19 protein-coding genes are annotated in these 23,876 nt (G+C 37.1%); 4 read left to right on the forward strand and 15 right to left on the reverse strand.

Going from position 1 to position 23,876, the window contains the following annotated elements:
- Nucleotides 1–27: 27 nt before the first annotated feature.
- From thrC to thrA, 3 genes are read right to left on the reverse strand one after another with little or no spacing between them, the layout of a single operon-like run.
- Complete coding sequence (thrC, locus tag ABGT15_RS03130; RefSeq protein WP_367229961.1) at nucleotides 28–1,317, reverse strand: threonine synthase; 1,290 nt, start codon at nucleotides 1,315–1,317, stop codon at nucleotides 28–30.
- Nucleotides 1,318–1,320: 3 nt separating this feature from the next.
- Complete coding sequence (locus ABGT15_RS03135; RefSeq protein WP_367229962.1) at nucleotides 1,321–2,253, reverse strand: homoserine kinase; 933 nt, start codon at nucleotides 2,251–2,253, stop codon at nucleotides 1,321–1,323.
- A gap of 11 nt (nucleotides 2,254–2,264) precedes the next feature.
- Nucleotides 2,265–4,706, reverse strand: coding sequence for a bifunctional aspartate kinase/homoserine dehydrogenase I (gene thrA, locus ABGT15_RS03140; RefSeq protein WP_367229963.1), 2,442 nt, complete (start codon nucleotides 4,704–4,706; stop codon nucleotides 2,265–2,267).
- A gap of 343 nt (nucleotides 4,707–5,049) precedes the next feature.
- Here thrA and ABGT15_RS03145 point away from each other — a divergent pair, with 343 nt between their 5' ends.
- The gene (locus ABGT15_RS03145; protein WP_367229964.1) at nucleotides 5,050–5,898 is read left to right on the forward strand and encodes an NAD(P)H-hydrate dehydratase; all 849 of its coding nucleotides are present in this window, start codon (nucleotides 5,050–5,052) and stop codon (nucleotides 5,896–5,898) included.
- A gap of 54 nt (nucleotides 5,899–5,952) precedes the next feature.
- Here ABGT15_RS03145 and ABGT15_RS03150 read toward each other — a convergent pair whose 3' ends face one another.
- Nucleotides 5,953–7,317, reverse strand: coding sequence for a redoxin family protein (locus ABGT15_RS03150; RefSeq protein ID WP_367229965.1), 1,365 nt, complete (start codon nucleotides 7,315–7,317; stop codon nucleotides 5,953–5,955).
- Nucleotides 7,318–7,446: 129 nt separating this feature from the next.
- Between ABGT15_RS03150 and hutH the strand changes: the two genes are divergently transcribed.
- A complete protein-coding gene (gene hutH, locus ABGT15_RS03155; protein ID WP_367229966.1) occupies nucleotides 7,447–8,955 on the forward strand; it encodes a histidine ammonia-lyase in 1,509 nt (502 codons plus the stop codon).
- Between the two features lie 48 nt (nucleotides 8,956–9,003).
- Here hutH and ABGT15_RS03160 read toward each other — a convergent pair whose 3' ends face one another.
- The 9 genes from ABGT15_RS03160 to ABGT15_RS03200 form a co-directional block, all read right to left on the reverse strand.
- Nucleotides 9,004–9,903, reverse strand: a complete 900-nt coding sequence (locus tag ABGT15_RS03160) for a TolB family protein (RefSeq protein ID WP_367229967.1) — start codon at nucleotides 9,901–9,903, stop codon at nucleotides 9,004–9,006.
- A 5-nt stretch (nucleotides 9,904–9,908) separates the two neighbouring features.
- A complete protein-coding gene (locus ABGT15_RS03165) occupies nucleotides 9,909–10,274 on the reverse strand; it encodes a DUF1304 domain-containing protein (protein ID WP_367229968.1) in 366 nt (121 codons plus the stop codon).
- Nucleotides 10,275–10,301: 27 nt separating this feature from the next.
- Nucleotides 10,302–11,348, reverse strand: coding sequence for a methyltransferase (locus ABGT15_RS03170; RefSeq protein WP_367229969.1), 1,047 nt, complete (start codon nucleotides 11,346–11,348; stop codon nucleotides 10,302–10,304).
- Nucleotides 11,349–11,507: 159 nt separating this feature from the next.
- Nucleotides 11,508–11,699, reverse strand: coding sequence for a GldL-related protein (locus ABGT15_RS03175; RefSeq protein ID WP_367229970.1), 192 nt, complete (start codon nucleotides 11,697–11,699; stop codon nucleotides 11,508–11,510).
- A 6-nt stretch (nucleotides 11,700–11,705) separates the two neighbouring features.
- Nucleotides 11,706–12,134, reverse strand: coding sequence for an SRPBCC family protein (locus ABGT15_RS03180; RefSeq protein ID WP_367229971.1), 429 nt, complete (start codon nucleotides 12,132–12,134; stop codon nucleotides 11,706–11,708).
- Nucleotides 12,135–12,144: 10 nt separating this feature from the next.
- Nucleotides 12,145–12,729: a TMEM175 family protein gene (locus tag ABGT15_RS03185; RefSeq protein ID WP_367229972.1), complete on the reverse strand. Its 585-nt coding sequence runs from the start codon at nucleotides 12,727–12,729 to the stop codon at nucleotides 12,145–12,147.
- A 4-nt stretch (nucleotides 12,730–12,733) separates the two neighbouring features.
- Nucleotides 12,734–13,237, reverse strand: coding sequence for a DUF421 domain-containing protein (locus tag ABGT15_RS03190; protein ID WP_367229973.1), 504 nt, complete (start codon nucleotides 13,235–13,237; stop codon nucleotides 12,734–12,736).
- Between the two features lie 114 nt (nucleotides 13,238–13,351).
- Nucleotides 13,352–14,719: a 30S ribosomal protein S6--L-glutamate ligase gene (rimK, locus tag ABGT15_RS03195; protein ID WP_367229974.1), complete on the reverse strand. Its 1,368-nt coding sequence runs from the start codon at nucleotides 14,717–14,719 to the stop codon at nucleotides 13,352–13,354.
- Between the two features lie 223 nt (nucleotides 14,720–14,942).
- Nucleotides 14,943–17,492 (reverse strand): ATP-dependent Clp protease ATP-binding subunit, encoded by a 2,550-nt coding sequence (locus ABGT15_RS03200; protein WP_367229975.1) that lies wholly within the window; start codon nucleotides 17,490–17,492, stop codon nucleotides 14,943–14,945.
- A 263-nt stretch (nucleotides 17,493–17,755) separates the two neighbouring features.
- Here ABGT15_RS03200 and gyrA point away from each other — a divergent pair, with 263 nt between their 5' ends.
- Both gyrA and ABGT15_RS03210 read left to right on the forward strand, forming a co-directional pair.
- Complete coding sequence (gene gyrA, locus ABGT15_RS03205; protein ID WP_367229976.1) at nucleotides 17,756–20,299, forward strand: DNA gyrase subunit A; 2,544 nt, start codon at nucleotides 17,756–17,758, stop codon at nucleotides 20,297–20,299.
- 17 nt (nucleotides 20,300–20,316) lie between these two features.
- Nucleotides 20,317–21,636, forward strand: a complete 1,320-nt coding sequence (locus tag ABGT15_RS03210) for a tetratricopeptide repeat protein (protein WP_367229977.1) — start codon at nucleotides 20,317–20,319, stop codon at nucleotides 21,634–21,636.
- 65 nt (nucleotides 21,637–21,701) lie between these two features.
- Here the strand turns inward: ABGT15_RS03210 and ABGT15_RS03215 are convergent, their stop codons facing one another.
- Entirely contained in the window at nucleotides 21,702–22,463 is a 762-nt protein-coding gene (locus ABGT15_RS03215) for an NlpC/P60 family protein (protein ID WP_367229978.1), read from the reverse strand.
- 91 nt (nucleotides 22,464–22,554) lie between these two features.
- A complete protein-coding gene (locus ABGT15_RS03220; RefSeq protein WP_367229979.1) occupies nucleotides 22,555–23,733 on the reverse strand; it encodes an acetyl-CoA C-acyltransferase in 1,179 nt (392 codons plus the stop codon).
- Nucleotides 23,734–23,876 lie beyond the last annotated feature (143 nt).

The raw sequence follows: 23,876 nt of genomic DNA on the forward strand, positions 1-23,876 counted from the left end.
GAGTTACAAAGCAGTTAAAACACGAAATTATGATAGTAAATAATCTTTCAGTTGTTGATAGGTTGCTATTTTGATGCTCGTTTTTTCTTTATCCGATAAGCTTTTGAACTGTTCTGGAATAGACAGATTGACCTGTAAAGTTGTTTCTACAATTTCGGCAAATTTAATCGGATGCGCTGTTTCCAGAAAAACACCAATGGCATCCGGTTGCTTTTTCAATTCTTCCTGAAGCCCTAAGTAGCCAATTGCACCGTGTGGTTCAGCGATATACTGATGATTCTCATGCAGAAATTGCATTGCCGATTTTGTTTCTTCATCCGTAAAGGAATATGCTGAAAAATCTTTTTGGAATGTGTTTAAATCATGGTTGTAAAGTTCCTGAATTCTGATAAAATTACTTGGATTGCTCACATCCATCGCGTTTGACAAAGTTGCAATGGTCTCATTTGGCTGATAATCTCCATAGGCAAGAAATCGCGGAACAGTATCATTAGCATTGGTTGCCGCAACAAAATGTGCAATGGGTAAACCGAGCTTTTTTGCCAGAATTCCGGCGCAAAGATTCCCGAAATTACCACTTGGACAGGAAAGTATAATAGATTTTCCGTGTTTTTTAAGTTCACGATAAGCGAAAAAGAAATAAAAGAGTTGCGGAAGCCAGCGCGCAATATTGATGGAATTGGCAGATGTTAGGTTTTTAGTCTTTAAATTAGGATCTGAAAATGCTTTTTTTACCATCGCCTGACAGTCGTCAAAAGTACCGTTAACTTCCAGTGCTGTAATGTTTTTACCGAGTGTCGTAAGTTGTAGTTCCTGAAAATCACTCACTTTTCCGCTTGGGTAAAGAATCATGACATTGGTGTTTTCAGCGCCTAAAAAACCATTGGCAACCGCGCCGCCGGTATCTCCTGAAGTGGCCACTAAAATTGTTGTCTTTTTATCACTTTGCTGATTGAAATAGGCGAGACAACGTGACATAAATCGCGCGCCAACATCTTTAAAAGCCATCGTCGGACCGTGATATAATTCGAGTGAATAGCTGTTTTCGGCTATCTGAATAATCGGAAATTCAAAGCACAAAGTTTCTTTTATGATTTGTTTTAAATTAGCTTTAGGGATTTCATTTCCGATGAATTGACGGATAACTTCAAATGCGATTTTTTCCGGATTGAGTTGTTCAATTGTGGCAAAAAAAGAGGAGGGAAGTGCTGTGATGGTTTCCGGAAAATACAAGCCGTTATCGGGAGCCAAACTGTTGAGTAAAGCTTGCTGAAAAGTAACTTTGTGCTGTTTGTTATTTAGACTGTAATATTTCATGCGCTAGTTTTCTTGGTTGATTATTTGAATGCCTTGCGGATCTATTTTTGACACATGTATTTCAAATGGAATATCGGTTTTGTAAAATAGTTCATTCATAACAAAAGCAACATTTTTAGCTGTTTCAATACCCTTATTTAAAGTGAAAATTGAAGGTCCTGAACCTGAGATTCCACATCCTAAAGCACCGTTTTCCAAAGCAGCTTTTTTGATTAAATCAAAGTTAGGGATAAATGGGCTTCGCAGCGGCTCAATAATTTCGTCGTGTAAAGAACGCTGAATCAAATCATAATCTTCAGTGTACAACCCGGCAATCAATCCGCCAAGATTTCCCCATTGTGAAATGGCACTTTTTAACGAAATTTCAGGTTTTAAAACAACGCGCATTTCCGAGGTTTTCAGTTCAATTTGAGGGTGAATCACAGTTGCATATAATTCTGATGGGCTTTCAATCCGAATCACATCCAAAGGATTGTAGCCCCGAACTAAAGTAAATCCACCCAAAAGTGCCGGAGCGACATTATCGGCATGTTCACTACCACTGGCTAAAGCTTCACCTTTCATGGCAAATTGGACGAGTTCTTTTCTTGAAAAAGGTTTTCCTAATAATTCATTGATTCCGAAAACAGCTCCGGAAGCACTGGCAGCAGAACTTCCTATGCCACTTCCGGCTTTTATTTTTTTATGGATTTCGATATCGAAACCAAAATCCGTTTTTATTTCTTTTAAAAGTGCCAAAGCTGCAACTCCCGCTACATTTCTTTCGGTTTCAAAAGGCAAATCATCTCCGGTAATTTTAGTGATCCGAACTCCTTTTTCTTGGGTTTTATGAATAATCATTTCATCGCCTATGGTACTCAAACAAAGACCTAATACGTCAAATCCGCAACAAATATTGGCTACAGTGGCAGGGCAAAATAATTTTATACTGTTCATGTTTTTCTAAATTAAATGTTCCCGATTCTAATTACATCGGCAAAAATTCCTGAAGCAGTTACAGCAGCTCCGGCTCCGGCTCCTTTTATTAGTAAGGGCTGTTCTGAATAACGGTCTGTGTAAAACAAAACGATATTGTCTTTGCCTTCTAAATTGTAAAAAGGATGTTCTTTTTCAATGAGTTGCAGGCCTACTTTTGCCTGACCGTTTTCAAATTCAGCTACATATTTTAAACGACAGTTTTCAGAAAGCGCCTTTTGATAGAGGTTTTTAAAATACATTTCCTGTTTTTCCAGATTCTTATAAAATTCTGCAATGGATTCAGCTTCCAACACTTCTTTAGGTAAAAAGGAATCGTTTTGGATTTGGTCAATTTCCATTTCATAACCGCTTTCGCGAATCAGGATTAAAATTTTGCGCATCACATCTATACCGCTTAAATCGATTTTTGGATCTGGCTCAGTGTAGCCTTCAATTCCGGCTTGTTTTACAACATCATGAAAACTGTAATCGGCATTAAAATTATTAAAGATGAAATTCAAACTTCCGGACAAAACCGCTTGTATTTTATGCACTTTATCTCCGGATGCAATCAGGTTTTTGAGTGTGTCTATAATCGGTAAACCTGCACCAACATTAGTTTCGAATAAAAATGAAGCATTATATTTTTTTGAAAGTGTTTTAAGGTTTTTATAATTTTCATAATCGGAAGAGCACGCAATTTTGTTGCAAGTCACAACCGAAATGTTTTGTTTTAAAAAACGATTGTAAACAGATGCAATATTTTCATTTGCAGTATTATCGATGAAAATACTGTTGCGTAAATTCAGTTGCTCTGCTTTGGAAATGAATTCGTTAATGCAGGCAATTTCTCCGTTTTCGAGAAGATCTTTCCAGTTTTCAAGCGGGATTCCGTCTTCGCTGAAAAACATTTTTTTGGAATTTGAAAGCGCAATGACACGAACATTAATCTTCAAATTCTCTTTCAGGTATTTGCGTTGCTGCTGAATTTGTTCAATGAACTTGCTGCCCACATTGCCCACGCCGCTAATGAAAAGATTGAGTTGTTTTACATTGTCTTCAAAGAATTTTTCATGTAAGGTGTTGAGTGCTTTTTTTGCGTCTTTTTTATCAATTACTGCCGAAATGTTACGTTCCGAAGCACCTTGGGCTATTGCTCTGATATTCACATTGTTTTTTCCCAATGCGCTGAACATCTTACCACTCAATCCCTGATGATTTTTCATGTTTTCACCGACAACAGCAATGATGCTTAGGTTCGTTTCAACAAGTGCAGGCTTGATTTTAAGCTGTTTTATTTCATAAACGAATTCTTCATTGATGGCTTGTTTTGCTTTATTCGCGTCATTTTCAGCAATACCAATACAAATCGAATGTTCGGATGAAGCCTGAGTGATAAAAATAACATTAATCTTTTCCTTGGCAATGGCTCCAAATAGTCGTTTGGAAGCACCATAAATACCAATTAAGCCGGTGCCTTCCAAAGTAATCAATGCAATGTTTTCGATGTGACTGATTCCTTTTACCGGATTGTGATTCTGATGATTTTCATTGGAAATGAAGGTTCCTTGCGCTTCAGGTTCAAATGTGTTTTTAATGAGAATCGGGATATTGCGGTTTAATGCGGGCTGAATTGTTGGTGCATACAGCACTTTTGCTCCAAAATGAGACAATTCCATGGCTTCTTTATAGGAAATATGAGCAATAGGCTTGGCTTGTTTTACAATTTTAGGATTAGCTGTAAACATACCGCTTACGTCAGTCCAGATTTCGAGTTGTTCGGCATCTAAAGCAGCGGCTAAAATAGCAGCAGTATAATCTGATCCGCCTCTGCCTAAAGTTGTAGTGTTTTCATTGGAATCTTCGGCAATAAACCCGGGCATAATTACTATTTCCGACTGATTTTTATCGAAATAATATTGAATGGAATAATCAGTGATTTCGAAATTCACTGTAGCATTTCCGAAATTAGAATCAGTACTGATGAGCTGTCGGCTGTCGATATAAGCCACGTTATACGCATCTTGTTTCAGCTTTTCATAAATAATTCTTGAAGAAAGCAATTCGCCATATGAAAGCAAAACATCCTTTGATTTTTCAGATATTTCACCAAGCAGAAAGCAACCCTCTAACAAAGTGTTAATGTGTGAAAAACAGTCGTCGATATAAGCGAAAATCACTTTATGGTTTTTGTTTTCAAGAAGCCTTTCTACGGTTTCTAAATGTCTGTTTTTGAGATTTTTTACTATGTTTTTAAAGTCATTATTTTTGTTTTGGGCTTTACTGATGGCATCAATAAGAATATCAGTAACACCGCCTAAAGCGGATACAACAACTATTTTTTTTCCTGCAATTCCGTTTATAACAGAGATGCATTGTGCTATGTTTTGAGGGTTGGCAACTGAAGTACCACCAAACTTTAAAACTTTCATGATAATTACGTTTTAATCAATCTGCTTTCAAAAAATGACTTGCTTACAGATTGAAATTTGATAAATAAAACTGTGAGTTGATAAAACAACTGTTGCCGTGTAAAAAATACACGTACGCAAACGGATTATATGAAATGATTATACCCCGATTGGGGTAGTGGTAGTTGTTGTAGTGGTCGTTGATGTAAGTGCAGCAGAATTCGCAATCGAAGAACCGATTGTCGCAGGAATGCTGTATGAATGATTGTTACTCAACATGATACAAATGTACTTCTTTTTACAATAGAAAATCTTTTTTGCAGAAAATAATTTTAAAAAGTAGCATTTTTCGTAAATTTATGGTATGGAAACAAATTTATTAATTGACAGAAATGAAGCTTTAAAACGCTTCCGTCCAATCTCAGAAAACAGTCATAAAGGTGTTCAGGGACATGCCCTTATTGTGGGTGGAAGTTATGGAAAGATAGGATCAGTATGTCTTTCCGTAAAAGCGTGTTTGAAATCTGGTGCCGGTTTGGTTACGGCTTATGTCCCTAAATGTGGTTACGAAATTGTGCAATCGGTAGTTCCGGAAGTTATGGTGTTAACGGATGACTATAACGAACATATTATCACGGTCAATCATAAGCTTAATTTGCAGGCTATTGGATTTGGAATGGGATTAGGAACTCATGCAGATACCCATCAGGCAATGTTTCACTTTCTGAAGATGAACAAAGTTCCGTTGGTTATTGATGCTGATGGTTTAAATATTCTTTCCGAGAACAAGGAATGGCTTGAAATACTTCCGAAACAGACCATTTTAACACCGCATTTAAAGGAATTGCGACGTTTAATTGGTGATTGGAATTTCGATGGTGAAATGCTTGAGAAAGTGCAGTCGTTTTCAGTTAAATATGACGTGGTTACCGTAGTGAAAGGAGCTCCTACATTAATTGTTTACGGAGATACGGTTTATCAGAATACAACCGGAAATCAGGCTTTAGCGACCGCGGGAAGTGGTGATGTTCTTACGGGTATAATTACGGGCTTGCTCGCTCAGGATTATACACCGGCTGATGCTGCTGTTTTAGGGGTCTATCTTCATGGCCTGACTTCAGATTTAGCTGTTCCCGAAACAGGTTATCATTCTTTTATTGCATCGGATATACTAAATTATTTAGGAAAAGCTTTCCTGACATTGAATGCATAAAAAAAGACTGTCTCATGATGAAACAGTCTTAATTTTCAAATCTTAGATTTTAATTTATTTGATTCCCAATTCCTCAAATTTAGCTACTAATTTAGGATCTGATGGGCGAGGAGCATCTGCAGAAACGATGTTTCCGTTCGGATCAACCAAAATAAATCTCGGAATACCTTCAATACCGTAATCCTGAACGAATTTAGAATTCCAGTCGTTATCAGCAAATAATTGAATTCCACCTAACTTTTTTTCCTCTACGAATTTTCTCCATTTTTCGTAATCTTTTTTCGTGTCAATAGACATACTGACGAATTCAATATTTTTTCCGTGATATTGTTCTTCTACTTTTTGTAGACTTGGAATTTCACGACGGCAAGGCCCACACCAAGTAGCCCAAACATCAATGTATACGTATTTCCCTTTTAAACTTTCTAAAGACGTTTTTCCACCTTTGAAATTTTCATAATCAAATTTTGGAGAAGGTTTTCCAAGTGTTAACGAGCTGATTTTGTTGAATTTTGCAGTAAGATTTTCTTTGAATTTAGCGTCTGTTGAAAGCGTCATGATTTCGTTATAAAGCATGGAAGCTTCCGGGTTTCCGGCGCCAACTTCATAGGCAACATTTTGTAAATGAGCATTTTTGATAGCGGTACTTTTCAGTTTTTTGATTTCCGGTAAAGCCAATTTATAGGTGTACTCGTCGTTTTCTCCTAATTGCTTGTATAACTCGTTGTTGAATTTTGTAGCAACCAATTGTTTGTAAGAAGATGAAAATAAGAAATCTGCTTCGTTGTCCAAATCTGTTTTTTCATCGAATTTCGGAAAAGCATCAGAAGGTGTAAAACTTTCTTTTTTAGCATAATGTTTGTGATATGCCGGGTAATTTAAAAGCTGAAGCTGTTCAAAATAACCAATACTTTTTAATTCGTTTTTCTTGAAAGCAACATCGGAAATTTTAGCTTTATTCAATAAATCGGTCATTGTTGTTCTAACTTCTTTCAGCTTAGCAAGAAAAGCAGCTTCTTCCAAAGCAAAAAACTCTTGCTGATTCACCATTAACTTGTTAACAGCAGCAACTTTATCTGTAAAATATTGATTTTCGGTACTTCCGTTTCCTGAAAACTTCAAAGTAGTTGTAAAATTCTTGTCGTCAGCATTAATTGTCAACTTAGTGTTTTTGCCTAAGAATAAAGACGAACGGTTGTTTTTAGTCATCAGATTATAACTTCCTGCATAATCAATTTGAAAGGTTTCTGAGAAAGAACCATCTGCTTTTAAAGTGATTTCTTTTTCAAAAGATTCACCTTTGATACGCAGTTTACCGTCGTCAGTGTTGGTTATTTTTCCTGAAACCGTAACTGTTTCCTTTGGTGCGGAAAAGGAGGCTAACAGTATAACCAATAATAAGTAAAGTGTGTTTTTCATGTTTAATAGCTATTTAGTTGCCCAAATGTAAAAAAAATAGACGACAAAATTTCATAACGAAATACTAATAAATATGCTTGCATTTTAGCGGCTTTTTACGGAATTTTGAGCCGCAAACTAACAATTAGAATGGAAACAGTACACTATATTAGCTCTGATGTTTTTTCGTTAGAACTTCTTCATGAAATTATTTCACAAAATCATACACTTGAATTATCGGAGGAAGCCCGCATTAACATTGAAAAATGCCGTTTGTATCTTGATAAAAAAATGGAAACTCACGGTGATCCTATTTACGGAATCAATACAGGCTTTGGTTCACTTTGTAATGTTAAGATTTCCAACGAGAATCTGTCTCAACTTCAGGAAAACTTAATGAAATCACACGCTTGCGGAACCGGTGACGAGGTACCGCATGAAATTGTGAAAATTATGTTGTTGCTGAAAATCAAATCATTGAGCTATGGAAATTCCGGTGTGCAATTAGCTACTGTGGAACGTTTAATCGATTTTTACAATAACGATATTCTTCCGGTGGTTTACACGCAAGGCTCATTAGGAGCTTCAGGAGATTTGGCACCATTGGCGCATTTATGTTTGCCATTGATTGGTGAGGGTGAAGTATATGCAGACGGATTCCGCCAGCCAGCCATGAAAGTGTTGGAGAAAAATAACTGGAAACCAATCACATTACAGTCAAAAGAAGGGTTAGCCTTGTTGAACGGAACCCAATTCATGAGTTCATATGGTTGTTATATTTTATTGAAAGCTTGCAAATATTCGTATTTAGCAGATGTAATTGGAGCAATTTCCTTAGAAGGTTTCGACGGAAGAATCGATCCGTTCAATGAATTGATTCATATTGTTCGTCCGCACAAAGGACAAATTAATACAGCGAGACGTTTTCATGAATTGTTGGAAGACAGTGAAATTATTGCGCGTCCGAAAGCACACGTTCAGGATCCGTATTCTTTCCGTTGTATTCCGCAAGTACATGGTGCTTCGAAAGATACGATTGATTATGTGAAGAAAGTATTTAAGACGGAGATTAATTCTGTAACCGATAATCCGAACATTTTTGTTGGAGAAGATTTGATCGTATCAGGAGGTAATTTCCACGGACAGCCTTTAGCTTTAGCATTAGACTTTTTAGGAATCGCTTTAGCTGAATTAGGAAACATTTCCGAAAGAAGAACCTATCAGTTAATTTCTGGATTAAGAGAATTGCCAGCGTTTTTGGTAAGTAATCCTGGTTTAAATTCCGGGTTTATGATTCCTCAGTATACGGCTGCAAGTATCGTGAGCCAGAACAAACAATTGGCAACTCCGGCAAGTATAGACAGTATTGTTTCGTCTAACGGACAGGAAGATCATGTAAGTATGGGGGCTAACGGAGCAACAAAATGCTTGAAAATCATGGAAAACCTTGAGCGTATTTTAGCTATTGAGTTGATGAACGCTTCACAAGCTATCGAATTCAGAAGACCTTTAAAATCAAGTGAATTCATCGAAACTTTTTTAAAATCATACAGAGCAGAAGTGCCGTTGGTGGAAGAAGACAGAATTTTACATTACGATATTGAAAACTCAATTGCGTTCTTAAACAGTTTGCAGTTGGATAACGAAGTGTTGGAGTAACTGTTTATAAATCATAAAAAAGCCCGTTGACTTATCAACGGGCTTTTTTTATTCTTGCGGACACCAAAATGGTGTTTCATCTCTTGTAGGATGATCGGTAAGGCGTTTGAGCTCTTTGGTTGTGATGTTTATAATCCAAATGTCATAGTTTTTGGAATCACCTCGGGTAAAAGCTAACCAGTTTCCGTCTGGAGACCAAGTGGGAGAGTAGTCTTCCTGAGCATCATCGGTTAGTTTTTCAAGTTGGCTGCCGTCCGGATTCATTAAGTAGATATCGTAAAATTTTGTGTTTTTATCATAACCGTAAAAAGCTATTTTCTTTCCGTTTGGTGAAAAAGTCGCTCCGGAATCGTAGCCTTCTTTGTTGGTAAGCCGAGTTTCTTGTTTTGTTTTTAAATCGATGGAGAAGATCTCGCCATTTCCTGAAGTTCTCGGATTGTTTGCATCTTTTAGTTCTCGGGTGAATATTAGCTTCTTGCTGTTGTTTGAAAAAGATGGAGATTCTTCAAAATATTCGTTACTAGTTATTTGTGTTGTATTTTTTCCATCGGCATCCATTATGAAAATATCACCACTGTTATTACTTCTGTCGGAAATAAAAACAATTTTGGAATTATCGTTTGAAAAAGAAGGTATTCTGTCGTTAGCACTATTATTGGTAAGGTTGATCTGTGATTTACCGTTGCTTTTCATCATATAAATTTCGTCGTTTCCATCACGATTGGTGTAAAACAAAATCTTGCGGCCATCATACGACCAGGCGAAACCGTAATCTGTTTTTGGATTGTTGGAAAGATTGATTGTATTGTTTCCGTCTGAAGTCATTGTGTAAATTTCGTAGTTTCCGTCTCTTTTTGAAGTGAAACCGATTTTACCAGATGGAAGATTTTGCGCTACACCTATGTTGCAACACAATAATATGATAGTGGTTAAAAATATTTTTCTCATAACAGTTATTTCATAAAATGAATACTAATTATAGCCAGAATGGCTGGAACAGATTGCACGTAAAAAATGGTTCGCTGCACTGTAATTGCTCCGTAAACACCAGCAATGAAAACACAGCTTAAAAAAAACAGGGCTACATAAAAGCTCCAGTACGGATCGTAAATTAGTAATGACCAAATCAATCCTGCAGCTAAAAATCCGTTATATAAACCTTGGTTTCCGGCCATTTGTTTGGTTTTTTCAAACATATCCGGAGGAACACTTCTGAATACCTTTTTGGCGCGTGTGGTCCAGGCAAACATTTCGAGCCAAACAATGTACAAGTGGATGAATGCTACAAAACCAATCAAAATTTTGGAAAGAAGTGTCATTGTGTCGATTTTTAGTAGTTAAGTTGTTTATTTATAAGCAATAGCGGCGCTTGCAGGTCCTGTTAATGGGATGATTTCCACTCGGTTGAAACCGGCTTCTTTCGCCCATAGTTCAAAATCGGCTCCGGAAAAATCAAAAGCTACCCCGAATTCAATAAGCATATTTAAAGACATCATTAATCCGAAAGTGTTTGTTCTTCTGTCATCATCAATCAGCGATTCGATGGCAATAAAAGCGCCTCCTTCCGGTAAAGCGTTATAAGCCTTTTTAATCAGCATTTTTTTGTTTTCAAGATCCCAATCGTGCAGTATCATTCCCATGGTAATGATGTCGGCTTTTGGAAATTCGTCTTTAAAAAAGTCAATTGTTCCGGATTTTACTTTATCACTAACATCGTGATTAGTAATGGTTTCATCTGTAATGGGAACAACCTGTGGTAAATCTAATGAAAGGCAATTCATATGAGGGTTATGTTTGGCAACTTCAATGGAAAGTATTCCCGCGGCACCTCCGATATCACAAAGCGTTTGATAGGGTGAAAAATCAAATTTGTTGGCCAATGCAATGAAATTACCTGTTGAAATGCCCGACATGGCCTGGATAAATTGTTTAAGACGTGCCGGATCAGAATACAATTCATCAAACATTGATTTACCTGTTCGTTTTAATTCATTTTGAGGTTGCCCGGTGGTTAAAGCATCGTCTAAATCAGCCCAAAACCGGAACAAACGGTCGTTAGCCATTTCTAAAATGCCTCCAACGTATGTAGGCTTGTTTTTATCGAGAAATAATTCGGTTTCTTCGGTGTTGCTATATGATCCGGTTTCGAGAAGTCCAGTCCTGTTTAAAAAGCCCATGGAAACCAATCCGTCAAGAAAATCATAAATGCCACGATCATGTAACCCTAAAGTTTTTTGGATTTCTTTTCCGCTTAATTTCTTATTTCCTCCAAGTGTAGTGAAAACGCCTAATTTAACGGCAGTAAGTAAAGCTTTTGAAGAAAAAAAAGCCATTCCGGTTTCAAAAATTCGTGCTGGGGTAATTTGGGTTTGAAGTGCTGTCGATGTTTCCATGCTCATGTTTTGATTTGTTAAATGTGAAAAACTAGGCTAAACAACTGAGGCAGAAATAAGTATAAATTTATAAAATATTTTTTACAGAATCAAGCTCTTAAGTAAAGTGATTTTGAATTTTATTGTTGAATTTTTAGATTGTGTAATAATTTGTAGCATTTATTTTTTAAAAAGACCGTTTGGATTTTGATCGTTATAAATTTTGATGATCAGTTTAATGCCGGCAATTGCCAAACAAAGCATCCCCAAAATCAGTAATAAAGAGGCGTATGGCCAGTGCATTATTTTGAAGAAAACCCCGGATGAGGCTATTAAAATTCCAATAATAAAGAGGGAGCGGATACTTTTCATAGTGAATTAATTACGTTGTTCAAAAGGAGTTATGATTCCGTCTTCTAAATAGTGTTTCATTTGTCTCAATAGATTGGCCCAACAATAACTGGCAATTCTAAACTCCTGACTGACTTCATTCCAATTTTCATGGTAAAACTGAACATAAGTCTGATTAGGTTTTAGCTCTTCTAGCTTGAATCCGAAACTTGTAGGCATCCATTCTGCCATGGCGTGTGTCATTTTAAATTCGATTGCTTCATTGGCAACAAATTTGGAAATCACCGCAAACCAATTGTATTCCTCAGCGAAATATAAGTTGTATTTTTCGTTTAGCGCCGGTGCTCCGGAACAGCGTAACGTCCACCAGTTGTTTAAGCCTTCTGGAGTACTGATCGCTTCAAAAATCGTTTCTTTTGAAACATTTATAGTGAAATCGTGATAAATAGTGTACATAGTCAACCAATTACTCTTCTTCTTTTTGGAAAGCTTTCTCAATTCTTTTGTCTGGAATTAACCACATTAAAGCTACTAAAACATAAATAATTCCGGAAATTATTTCGTGATAATATGTTGATATTGTTGCTGTTAAATATAGAATAACCGATATTTTTCCTTTGTAATCTTTTCCGACTACTTTTGCTAAGATTGAATTGGTTCCGTGCTCCCGTATAATTAAATTTTGCAGCAGGTAATATGCAATTGCACACATTAATAGAATGAAACCATACATGAGCATTGGGAAAGGTGCAAAATGATGTTCTCCGATCCAAGCGGTTACGAAAGGAATTAAGGAAAGCCAAAACAATAAATGCAAATTTGCCCAAAGAATACCTCCGGTTACATGTTTTACAGTATGCATCATATGATGGTGATTGTTCCAATAAATTCCAACATAAATAAAGCTAAGGATATAGCTGATGAAAATAGGGAACAGTTTTAGTAAAGCTTCAAAAGTTGCTTCTTCAGGCACTTGCATTTCTAAAACCATGATGGTAATGATAATGGCTAAAACGCCGTCACTGAAGGCTTCAAGTCTGTTTTTGTTCATGAAATCAACTTAAAGATTTATGGGTTCTTTTTTTATGATGGGTTTGACGCAATTCGTTTTCTCCTGAGATTATACTGATGTTTCCGTCAATTTCCAGCATGGCTAATTTTACGTCTTTGTAATGTTCTACACCGTGTTCGCGCATGGCTTCCTGCAATTCATCGGCAGTGATTCCGAGCTGGGCGAGCGTTTTGAATTCTGCTTTTCCGTTGTGTATTAAGATTTGCGGTTTGTCGTGAATTAATTCGCTCACGGTTTTGTACTTAAACATCAATCGTTTAAGTAGAAAGTTTATCAAAAATAAAACAAAGGCTGCTGTCAATCCGCCCCAAAGGCTTGTGTCACTTCCAACCATTGCATTTTGTACCGAGTTGCTAATCAATAAAATAAGAATAACATCCGAGGTGTTGAGTTGAGAAAGCTCTTTCTTGCCGAAAATCCGTAAAGCGATGACCATAAAGAAATATACGGCTACACTTCGCAGAATGATGTCAAGATAGGGATTCATTTATTTCAAAGTTTCAAAGTTTTCGTATTACTGATAAATTTTAATTTTGCTAACTGCTAACTGCTAACTGCTAACTGCTAACTGCTAATTGCTAACTGCTAATTGCTAACTGTTTTATTTCCACTTGAAATTCTTCTCAATCGCTTTAATCATTTCACCTGCAATATCTTTTTGCGTAGCTCCTTCAATTCCTTCCAAACCAGGAGATGAGTTCACTTCCAATAACAAAGGTCCTTTTGATGAGCGAATTATATCTACACCAGCCACTTTTAAATTCATGGCTTTTGCGGCTTTAATAGCGATTCGTTTTTCTTCCGCAGTTACTTTCACTACCGATGCTGTTCCGCCTAAGTGAATGTTAGCACGGAATTCTCCCGGAAGTGCTTCGCGCTGCATGGCTGCCACTACTTTTCCATCCACAACGAATAAGCGTAAATCTTTACCATTGGCTTCTTTGATGAATTCTTGAACCAAAATATTGGCATTCAGACTCTTGAAAGCATTGATTACCGATTCGGCAGCTTTTTTGGTTTCGGCTAAAACGACTCCTTTTCCTTGTGTTCCTTCCAGTAATTTTACGATTAAAGGTGAACCGCCAACCATTTTAATCAGGTCGTTGGTATCTAAAGGAGAATTTGCAAACCCCGTTGTTGGAATGTCCACACCGTTATTCAGAAGCAATTGCAAAGAAAATAGTTTATCTCTTGATTGACTAATGGCAGCAGAATTGTTCAATGCAAATACTTTTAACGCTTCAAACTGACGGGTCAAAGCACAGCCGTAATAGGTCATACTTGGGCGTATACGTGGAATTACTGCATCAAAATCGTTCAAAACACGACCGCCGCGGTAATGGATTTCCGGAGTATCGGCATCGAGTTTCATATAACAGTATTTTAGGTTGAGGAAATGCATTTCGTGACCACGCATTTCACCGGCTTCCATGATTCTCTTGTTGCTGTATAATTCGGGATTACTCGCTAAAAGACCTATACGTAAGCCTTTTTTGCTTGTATCTTCAGCGTAATAATATTCTTTTATTTTTTCAGAAGTAGGCTGGCCTAATAAATATTTTTGTTCCGGATCGACCAAAATTCTTCCGGACATTGCTTCACGGCCTAACAACATACGGAATCCCATGGAATCACGATTGGTTAAAGTAAGTTCTACTTCCCAAGTGCTTCCCCCAATTTCCAATGATGTTCGGATAACATAACGCTGTTCACGATATCCACTGGAACTTTTAACCACACGTTTATCGACTAAAGGAGTTTCGCAATGGATAACTGCTTTTAAATTATTTTGAATCGGATTGATGTCGAATTTTACCCAATTTTCTCCGTTTTTCTCAAAAGGAGTGATGTTGGTGGCATGAAGGGCTGATGTTTTGGCACCCGAATCTACACGGGCTTTGATTACAGGAATTCCAAGGGAAGGGAAGGAGCACCATTCTTCGCTCCCTACGATTACTTTGTCCAGCATTTTGTAAGTTTTAATAAACTAATGTACTACTTTTTTTGATATACCAAGCAAATTAGTGAAAAATGAAATGTAGTAGTTGTAATTGTACAAAATGTAGGTATATAAACTTCAGTATTGAAATTTTATAAGTTAGAAATAACCGAAGATCCACAGATTGAAAAAATATCTGCGAATCTATGATGAAATTGATTAGTGATAAAAATTTTTTAAAATAAAAAGCCTACTAATTAGTAGGCTCTTCTGCTTTTTTGATGGTAACTTTCAGTTCTTGTTTTTCTTTATCCAGATCCATGAAAATTTCATCCCCCATGTTTATTTTCGAAGTGATGATTTCTTCTGCCAATTCATCTTCAACATATTTCTGAATCGCTCTTTTTAAAGGTCTTGCCCCGAATTGTTTGTCGAAACCTTTCTCGGCAATGTAATCTTTTGCTTCTTCGGATAATTTTAGTTTATAACCTAAATCAGCAACACGCTCGTACAGTTTATCCATTTCAATATCGATAATCAAGTCGATGTGTTCTTTCTCTAATGCATTGAAAACAATTACGTCATCAATACGGTTAAGGAATTCAGGAGCAAAGGCTTTTTTCAAAGCATTTTCGATTACACCTTTCGCAACATCATCAGCCTGCGCTTGTTTGGAAGCGGTTCCAAAACCAACTCCGGTTCCGAAATCTTTCAACTGACGTGCTCCAACATTGGAAGTCATGATGATAATCGTGTTTCTGAAATCAATTTTGCGCCCTAAACTATCAGTTAAATGTCCATCGTCTAGAACTTGTAACATCATGTTGAATACGTCCGGATGCGCTTTTTCGATCTCATCCAATAAGACAACACAATACGGTTTTCTACGAACTTTTTCAGTTAACTGACCACCTTCTTCGTAACCAACGTATCCCGGAGGTGCTCCAACTAATCTGGAAATCGCAAATTTTTCCATGTATTCACTCATGTCGATACGCACTAAGGCATCTTCCGAATCGAACAATTCTTTAGCGATAACTTTAGCCAATTGCGTTTTACCAACACCAGTCTGACCTAAGAAAATAAACGAACCAATTGGCTTGTTAGGATCTTTTAATCCGGCACGGTTTCTTTGGATGGATTTGGCAATTTTTAATACCGCTTCATCCTGTCCAATCACTTTACCTTTAATTAGTTCCGGTAGGTGAGCTAATTTATTACTTTCAGTTTGTGCAATACGGTTTACTGGGATTCCGGTCATCATGGAAACCACATCGGCAACGTTGTCTTCGGTAACGGTGATTCGGTTGTTTTTCGAATCTTCTTCCCATTGCTCCTGAGCGATTGCTAAATCTTTTTCGATGCGTTTTTCATCATCTCTTAATTTGGCCGCTTCTTCGTATTTCTGTTTTTTAACAACTGAATTTTTAAGCTCACGAACTTCTTCCAATTGTTTCTCTAATTCCAGAATCTGTTTCGGAACATCGATATTGGTAATATGAACGCGCGAACCAGCTTCGTCTAAAGCATCAATCGCTTTGTCCGGCAAGAAACGCTCGGTCATATAACGATTGGTTAACTTCACACAAGCTTCGATAGCTTCTTGAGTATAAATTACGTTATGGTGATCTTCGTATTTATTTTTGATGTTGTTCAGGATGGTAATGGTTTCTTCTACGGAAGTAGGTTCAACGATTACTTTTTGGAAACGACGTTCCAAAGCACCGTCTTTTTCAATATACTGACGGTATTCATCTAAAGTTGTTGCACCGATACATTGGATTTCGCCACGCGCTAACGCCGGTTTAAACATATTGGAAGCATCCAAAGAACCGGTTGCACCACCAGCACCCACAATAGTATGAATCTCGTCAATGAAAAGGATGATGTCGTCGTTTTTCTCCAACTCGTTCATTACGGCTTTCATACGCTCTTCAAACTGTCCGCGGTATTTGGTTCCGGCTACTAAACTGGCCAAATCCAATGTTACCACTCGTTTGTTGAATAAAATACGAGATACTTTCTTCTGGATAATACGCAGCGCCAAACCTTCCGCAATGGCAGATTTACCAACTCCCGGTTCACCAATTAAAAGTGGGTTATTTTTCTTTCTTCGGCTTAAAATCTGGGAAACGCGTTCAATTTCTTTTTCACGGCCTACAACCGGATCGAGTTTTCCTTCTTCGGCTAATTCGGTTAAATCACGTCCGAAATTATCCAAAACCGGAGTTTTTGATTTTTTATTTGCTTTACCTGGAGCGTTCGGATTATTGAATCCGCCGTCACGTAAACTGTCATCTTGTCCGGAATCGTCGTTAAATGACTCGTTTTTAGGTAAGTTATCGATGTAGTCTTCTTCGTTTGATGTCATAGCTATAAATTGTTCTTTAACGAGTTCGTAATCAATTTTTAATTTATTTAGCAACTTTGTGGTTGGGTCGTTCTCGTTTCGGAGAATACACAACAATAAGTGTGCAGTACTAATGGAAGTGCTTTGAAAAACCTTGGCTTCCAGAAAAGTAGTTCGTAAAGCGCGTTCTGCCTGACGTGTTAAGTGTAGGTTTTTCTTTTCGGTACTTCGGTCAGCATTAGGGTTTGGAGGGCTAACGATTTCGATTTTTCGGCGTAAATGTTCTAAATCCACCGATAAATTATTCAATATATTGATTGCGGTGCCGTTACCATCTCTTAAAATCCCGAGCATTAAATGTTCTGTACCAATGAAGTCGTGCCCCAGTCGTAAAGCTTCTTCTTTACTGTAGGTGATCACGTCTTTAACTCTTGGTGAAAAATTATCGTCCATCTCAAAAATCTTTATACTGTAAATTTACTAATTCTATAATGGCTGTGCAAAAATCATACCTGACAGAATCAGTCTTCCTTATTTGCTAATTGACGAAAAAAAATCGAGAAAAAAAAGACAAAATAGCAGGTTTTATCAACTTTTTGAAACTTTTTTAATGTTAATAAATCTCTTAAAATTGTGGATAAATTACTATTGCATTACTTCAAAAATATGTATATTGGCACGTTAAGAAAATAATATAATTTTAATTGTAAATACTTATGTCTGAAGGAGAAAAGTTAATTCCTATTAACATTGAGGATGAAATGAAATCAGCCTATATCGATTATTCGATGTCGGTAATTGTATCCAGAGCGCTTCCTGATGTTAGAGATGGCTTGAAACCCGTACACCGAAGAGTATTATTCGGGATGTATGAATTAGGAGTATTATCAAACAGAGCACATAAAAAGTCAGCGAGAATTGTAGGGGAGGTTCTTGGTAAGTACCACCCGCACGGTGACAGTTCAGTATATGATGCCATGGTTCGTATGGCACAGGAATGGAGTTTACGTTATTTGATGGTTGACGGTCAGGGGAACTTCGGTTCTGTAGACGGGGACAGTCCGGCAGCAATGCGTTATACCGAGGCAAGAATGAAGAAGTTCTCGGAAGAAATGCTGGCTGATATTGATAAAGAAACGGTAGACTTTCAGTTAAACTTCGACGATACGTTAGAGGAACCAAAAGTAATGCCAACCAAAGTTCCAAACTTGTTGGTTAACGGAGCTTCTGGTATTGCGGTAGGTATGGCCACGAATATGGCACCACACAACTTAACGGAGGTAATCGATGGTACTTTAGCCTATATCGACAACAACGATATTGAAATCGATGAACTAATCACACACATTAAAGCTCCGGATTTCCCAACTGGAGGTATTATTTATGGTATGGACGGTGTTCGTGAAGCATTTAAAACCGGCCGCGGACGTGTAGTTATGCGTGCCAAAGTAGGTTTTGAAGAAGTTGACGGCCGTGAATCCATCATCGTTACCGAAATTCCATATCAGGTGAATAAAGCAAGTATGATCAAACATACGGCTGATTTGGTTAATGAAAAGAAAATCGAAGGAATTTCTACTATTCGTGACGAATCGGACAGAAACGGTATGCGTATCGTTTACGTGTTAAAGCGTGAAGCAGTTCCGAATGTAGTCTTGAATACCTTATATAAGTACACACAATTGCAGTCGTCATTCAGTGTGAACAATATCGCATTGGTGAACGGACGTCCGCAAATGTTGAATCTGAAAGATTTGATTCACTATTTCGTAGAACACCGTCATGAGGTGGTTACCCGTCGAGCGGAATTCGATTTACGTAAAGCGGAAGAAAGAGCACATATTTTAGAAGGTTTAATCATTGCTTCGGATAATATTGATGAAGTAATTGCTTTAATTCGTTCTTCCAAAGATGGTGATGAAGCAAGAGCTAAGTTGATTGAACGATTCAATTTGTCTGAAATCCAGGCTAGAGCTATTGTTGAAATGCGTTTGCGTCAACTAACAGGTCTTGAGCAGGATAAATTACGTGCTGAGTACGAAGAAATCATGAAATTGATTGCTTATTTGAAAGAATTATTGGCAAGCAAAGAAATGAGAATGCAGGTAATTAAAGATGAGCTTGCTGAAATCAAAGATAAATATGGAGATGCCCGTCGTTCACAGATTGAATATGCTGGTGGTGATGTAAGTATCGAGGATTTAATTGCTGACGAACAAGTGGTTATTACCATTTCACACGCAGGTTATATCAAGCGTACACCGCTTTCTGAATACAAAACGCAGAACAGAGGGGGAGTTGGGCAAAAATCGGCAGGAACCCGTGATGCGGATTTCTTAGAGCATATGTATGTGGCGACCAACCATCAATATATGTTGTTCTTCACGCAAAAAGGAAAATGTTTCTGGATGCGTGTTTATGAAATTCCGGAAGGAAGTAAAACAAGCAAAGGTCGTGCGATCCAAAACCTGATCAACATCGAAAATGATGATAAAGTAAAAGCGTTCATCTGTACACAAGACTTAAAAGACCAGGAATACATTAATAACCATTATGTAATCATGGTAACAAAACAAGGTCAGGTGAAGAAAACCGCTTTGGAATCGTATTCAAGACCGCGTGTTAATGGAGTTGCCGCAATTACCATTAAAGAAGACGACGAATTATTAGAAGCAAAATTAACTACCGGAAACAGCCAGGTATTGATTGCTGTGAAATCTGGTAAATTGGTTCGTTTCGAGGAAGAGAAAACCCGTCCGATGGGAAGAACGGCTTCGGGAGTTCGCGGTGTTACTTTAGCCGATGATAATGATGAAGTAATCGGAATGGTTTCTGTTGACAGGGATCATGTAAACGATTCTCAAATTTTAGTGGTTACCGAAAACGGTTATGGAAAACGTACCCGATTGGTTGATGAAGACGGAGAAGATGTATACCGTATCACTAACCGCGGCGGTAAAGGAGTTAAGACTTTGAACATTACAGAAAAAACTGGCTCACTTATTGCTATTAACAGTGTGACCGATGAAGACGATTTGATGATTATCAACAAATCCGGTTTAACCATTCGTATGAAAGTTTCCGATTTACGCGTGATGGGACGCGCTACGCAAGGTGTTCGTTTAATTAATATTAAAGGCAATGATGGTATTGCTGCCGTTTGTAAAGTAATGCGTGAAGAAGAAAGTGAGGAAAACGGAGAAGATTTAGAAAATGAAAACCCGGATGCTTCAGTAGAAACTAACGATGTTCAAGAATAACCAAAAACAGAAATAGAATGAGAATTAAATATGTTTTAGCGGCATCAACTTTGATGCTTTCAGTAGCTTCTTTCGCTCAGAAAGATGAATTAAAAACGTTGAAAAAGCTTTATGCTAAGGATCAGATGACGAGTGATGAGATGGTTTCTTATAAAGCTAATGTTAATAAATTGTCTGGAATGACCGGTTTAGCTGAAACAGACTTGGTTTATTCGAATTTTTATAAAGCGATGTTGCCAATTTTGGAGTTAAATGAAGCTATGATGAAGAATCCAAACGATTTGCAGGCTTTAGCCAAAAATTTGTCGCCAGCTAATATTAACATGATGGCAACTGGTTTAAATGATGTTTTGGCATTTGAGAAAAAATCAGGAAAAGCAGTTTATACTGAAGATATTAATGAAACAATTACAAGTTTTAAACCAACAATGCTTCAGTTCGCTTATGGTTTGAATCAGGCGTCAAAATTTAAAGAATCGGCTAAAATATTTGAAGCTGTTTATAATCTAGATAAATCAGATGCTTCGAATTTGTATAATGCTTCGATTTTGGCAGTTCAGGGAAAAGATTATGATAATGCACTGAAGTATTATGAAGAGCTGAAAAAAATCAATTACTCTGGAGAAGGAACAAGTTATTTAGCTGTGAACAAAGCTAATGGGCAGGAAGATGCTTTCGGATCTGATAAAGACAGAGCAAATGCGATCAAAATTGGAACGCATGAAAAACCAAGAGATGAAAAAATTCCTTCAAAAAGAGGTGAGATTTATAAAAATTACGCATCAATTTTATTAGAAAAAGGAAGAGCTGATGAAGCTAAAAAAGCAATTTCTGAAGCAAGATCGCTTAATCCGGATGATACTGATTTGATTTTAGCAGAAGCTAATTTATATTATGAATCTAAAGATTTAGTAACCTATAAGAAATTGATTTTAGAAGCGCTTGCTAAAAAGCCAAATGATGCAGATTTGCATTTTAATCTTGGTATTGTTTCTACTAACACAGGAGATGTTGATGGTGCTAAAAAGTACTATGAAAAAGTAATTTCAATCGATCCTAAATATTTTAACGCCTATAATAATTTAGGTGCTTTAGCTATCGCCGGAGATGATAAAATCGTTAAAGAAATGAATTCATTAGGTATGTCAGCTAAAGAAGCAAAAAGATATGATGAATTAAAAGCGAAACGCCAAAACATGTTTAAAGCAGCTATGCCTTATTATGAAAAAGCATTAGAGCTTAAACCTCAGGATGAAGGAGTTAAATCTATGTTGCTTAATATTTATCAGTTCCTAGAAATGGATGCCAAGCATAAAGCATTAAAGGCTAAAAAATAACATTGATATATCGATGAATAAAAAAAACCACGCTTTTAGCGTGGTTTTTTTATTGTGATATTTTGTTAAATAATCTTTTTGATTACCCTTAGTTTGTGAGTATGTCTTCCGGTGTCAACATTATAAATGCCTAAATGATCTAAGCGGTCGATTCTAACTTTTCCGTGCGCATGAATAATGTAGTTATTTTCCATGATCATACCAACATGAATGATTCTGCCCTCATCGTTATCGAAAAAAGCTAAATCACCAGGTTCACTTTCTTCAATAAAACTTAAAGCTTCTCCCATAGTTGCTTGTTGTGAAGCATCTCTTAAAATGGAATGACCGTTTAATTTATAAACCATTTGCGTAAAACCGGAACAGTCAATTCCGAAAGGTGTTTTTCCTCCCCATAAATAAGGAGCATTCAGATACATAAATGCTGTCTTTAATAATTCCGATTTAGGTTTAATCCCGCAAACCTTCATGCCTTCAAAAGTATATTGAGCGGTATTTATTTCGGGATTATCCAGAAAAGAAAGGGAGCTTCCAATCGGAATAGGCATCAGATAATTGTTGGATGTGGTGATGTATTCGACCAAGTCTGCATTCATAATCAATGGTGATGATGAAAGCAGGTGGTAATTGGATTCCGAAATTAATTGAAATTGTTTGTTGTCAATCCAACCTTCATAGTCATCAAACGCCAGCTGAATTCTGGACCATTTTTCAGTTTGTTCCAAAATTTTGAAATGCTCACCAAATAAAACCTGTGAAACTAATTCACTTCGGTCGCTTGGTTCAAAACGTAAGGGGACGATTGCCAGATTACAGATTGCAAACATTTAGGGGAATTATGAGTTATAAATTATGAGTTATAAGTTGCACTTCTAAAAGCGATTAACTTATAACTCATAATTCTTAATTTATAACTGATTATGCTCTTTCGATAACAATAGCTGAAGCACCACCACCACCATTACAAATAGCTGCGGCACCAATTTTAGCATTGTTTTGCTCTAATACGTTAATTAATGTAACAACGATTCTTGCTCCGGAGCATCCAAGAGGGTGACCTAAAGAAACAGCACCACCGTTAATATTTACTTTATTGTTATCTAAGCCCAAGATTTTTGCATTTGCCAATCCTACAACCGAGAAAGCTTCATTAAATTCAAAGAAATCTACATCAGAAATTGACATTCCTGCCCTGTCCAAAGCTTTTGGTAACGCTTTTGCTGGAGCGGTAGTAAACCATTTCGGTTCTTGTGCGGCATCTGCATACGACTTGATATAAGCTAAGGGTTTTAATCCTAATGCTTTTGCTTTTTCTTCGCTCATTAAAACTACAGCAGCAGCTCCGTCATTGATAGTTGAAGCGTTGGCAGCAGTTACAGTTCCTTCTTTTGTAAATACTGCGTTTAATGCAGGGATTTTATCTAACTTAACGTTTGTGTATTCTTCGTCTTTTGCAAAAACAATTGGGTCACCTTTTCTTTGAGGAATAGAGACAGGAACTACTTCATTGTCAAATTTTCCTGCTTCCCATGCTTTAGCTGAACGCTCATACGATTGAATAGCGAAAGCATCTTGTTCTTCACGAGTGATTTTGTATTCAGATGCACATAAATCAGCGGCAACACCCATAGCGTTGTTGTCATAAGCATCGGTTAAACCGTCTTTTTGCATACCGTCCAATAAAGAAGCTGGGCCAAATTTAGCGCCATTTCTCATATGTACATAGTGCGGAATCAAACTCATGTTTTCCATACCACCAGCAACAACTACTTCAGCATCACCGGCCATAATTGCTTGAGCACCCTGCATAATAGCTTTCATACCGGAAGCACAAACTTTGTTTATGGTTGTACAGGCAACAGTATTTGGAAGACCTGCAAAAATAGCAGCTTGACGAGCAGGAGCCTGACCAACACCAGCCTGAACCACATTACCCATTAAAACTTCATCTACTAAATTTGGATCTAAGTTTATTTTATTTAAAGCGCCTTTGATTGCTGTAGCACCCAATTGTGGAGCTGTAACGGTTGATAAACTTCCCATGAAACTTCCAATTGGGGTTCTAACAGCCGATACAATAACTACTTTCTTACTCATGATATTATGTTGTTAGTTCATTGAAGTTGCGAATTTAACCAAAATTGTCAAGATATTTTAATATTTAAAGATATTATTAAGAGTGGAAATCCGATTTAGCTTCACTTCACCATAAATCATTGTAAAATGTGAAAATGTTTAAA

Origin of the sequence: Flavobacterium enshiense (assembly GCF_040750275.1) — a bacterium.
In the GTDB taxonomy this organism is placed as follows: Bacteria; Bacteroidota; Bacteroidia; order Flavobacteriales; family Flavobacteriaceae; genus Flavobacterium; species Flavobacterium enshiense_B.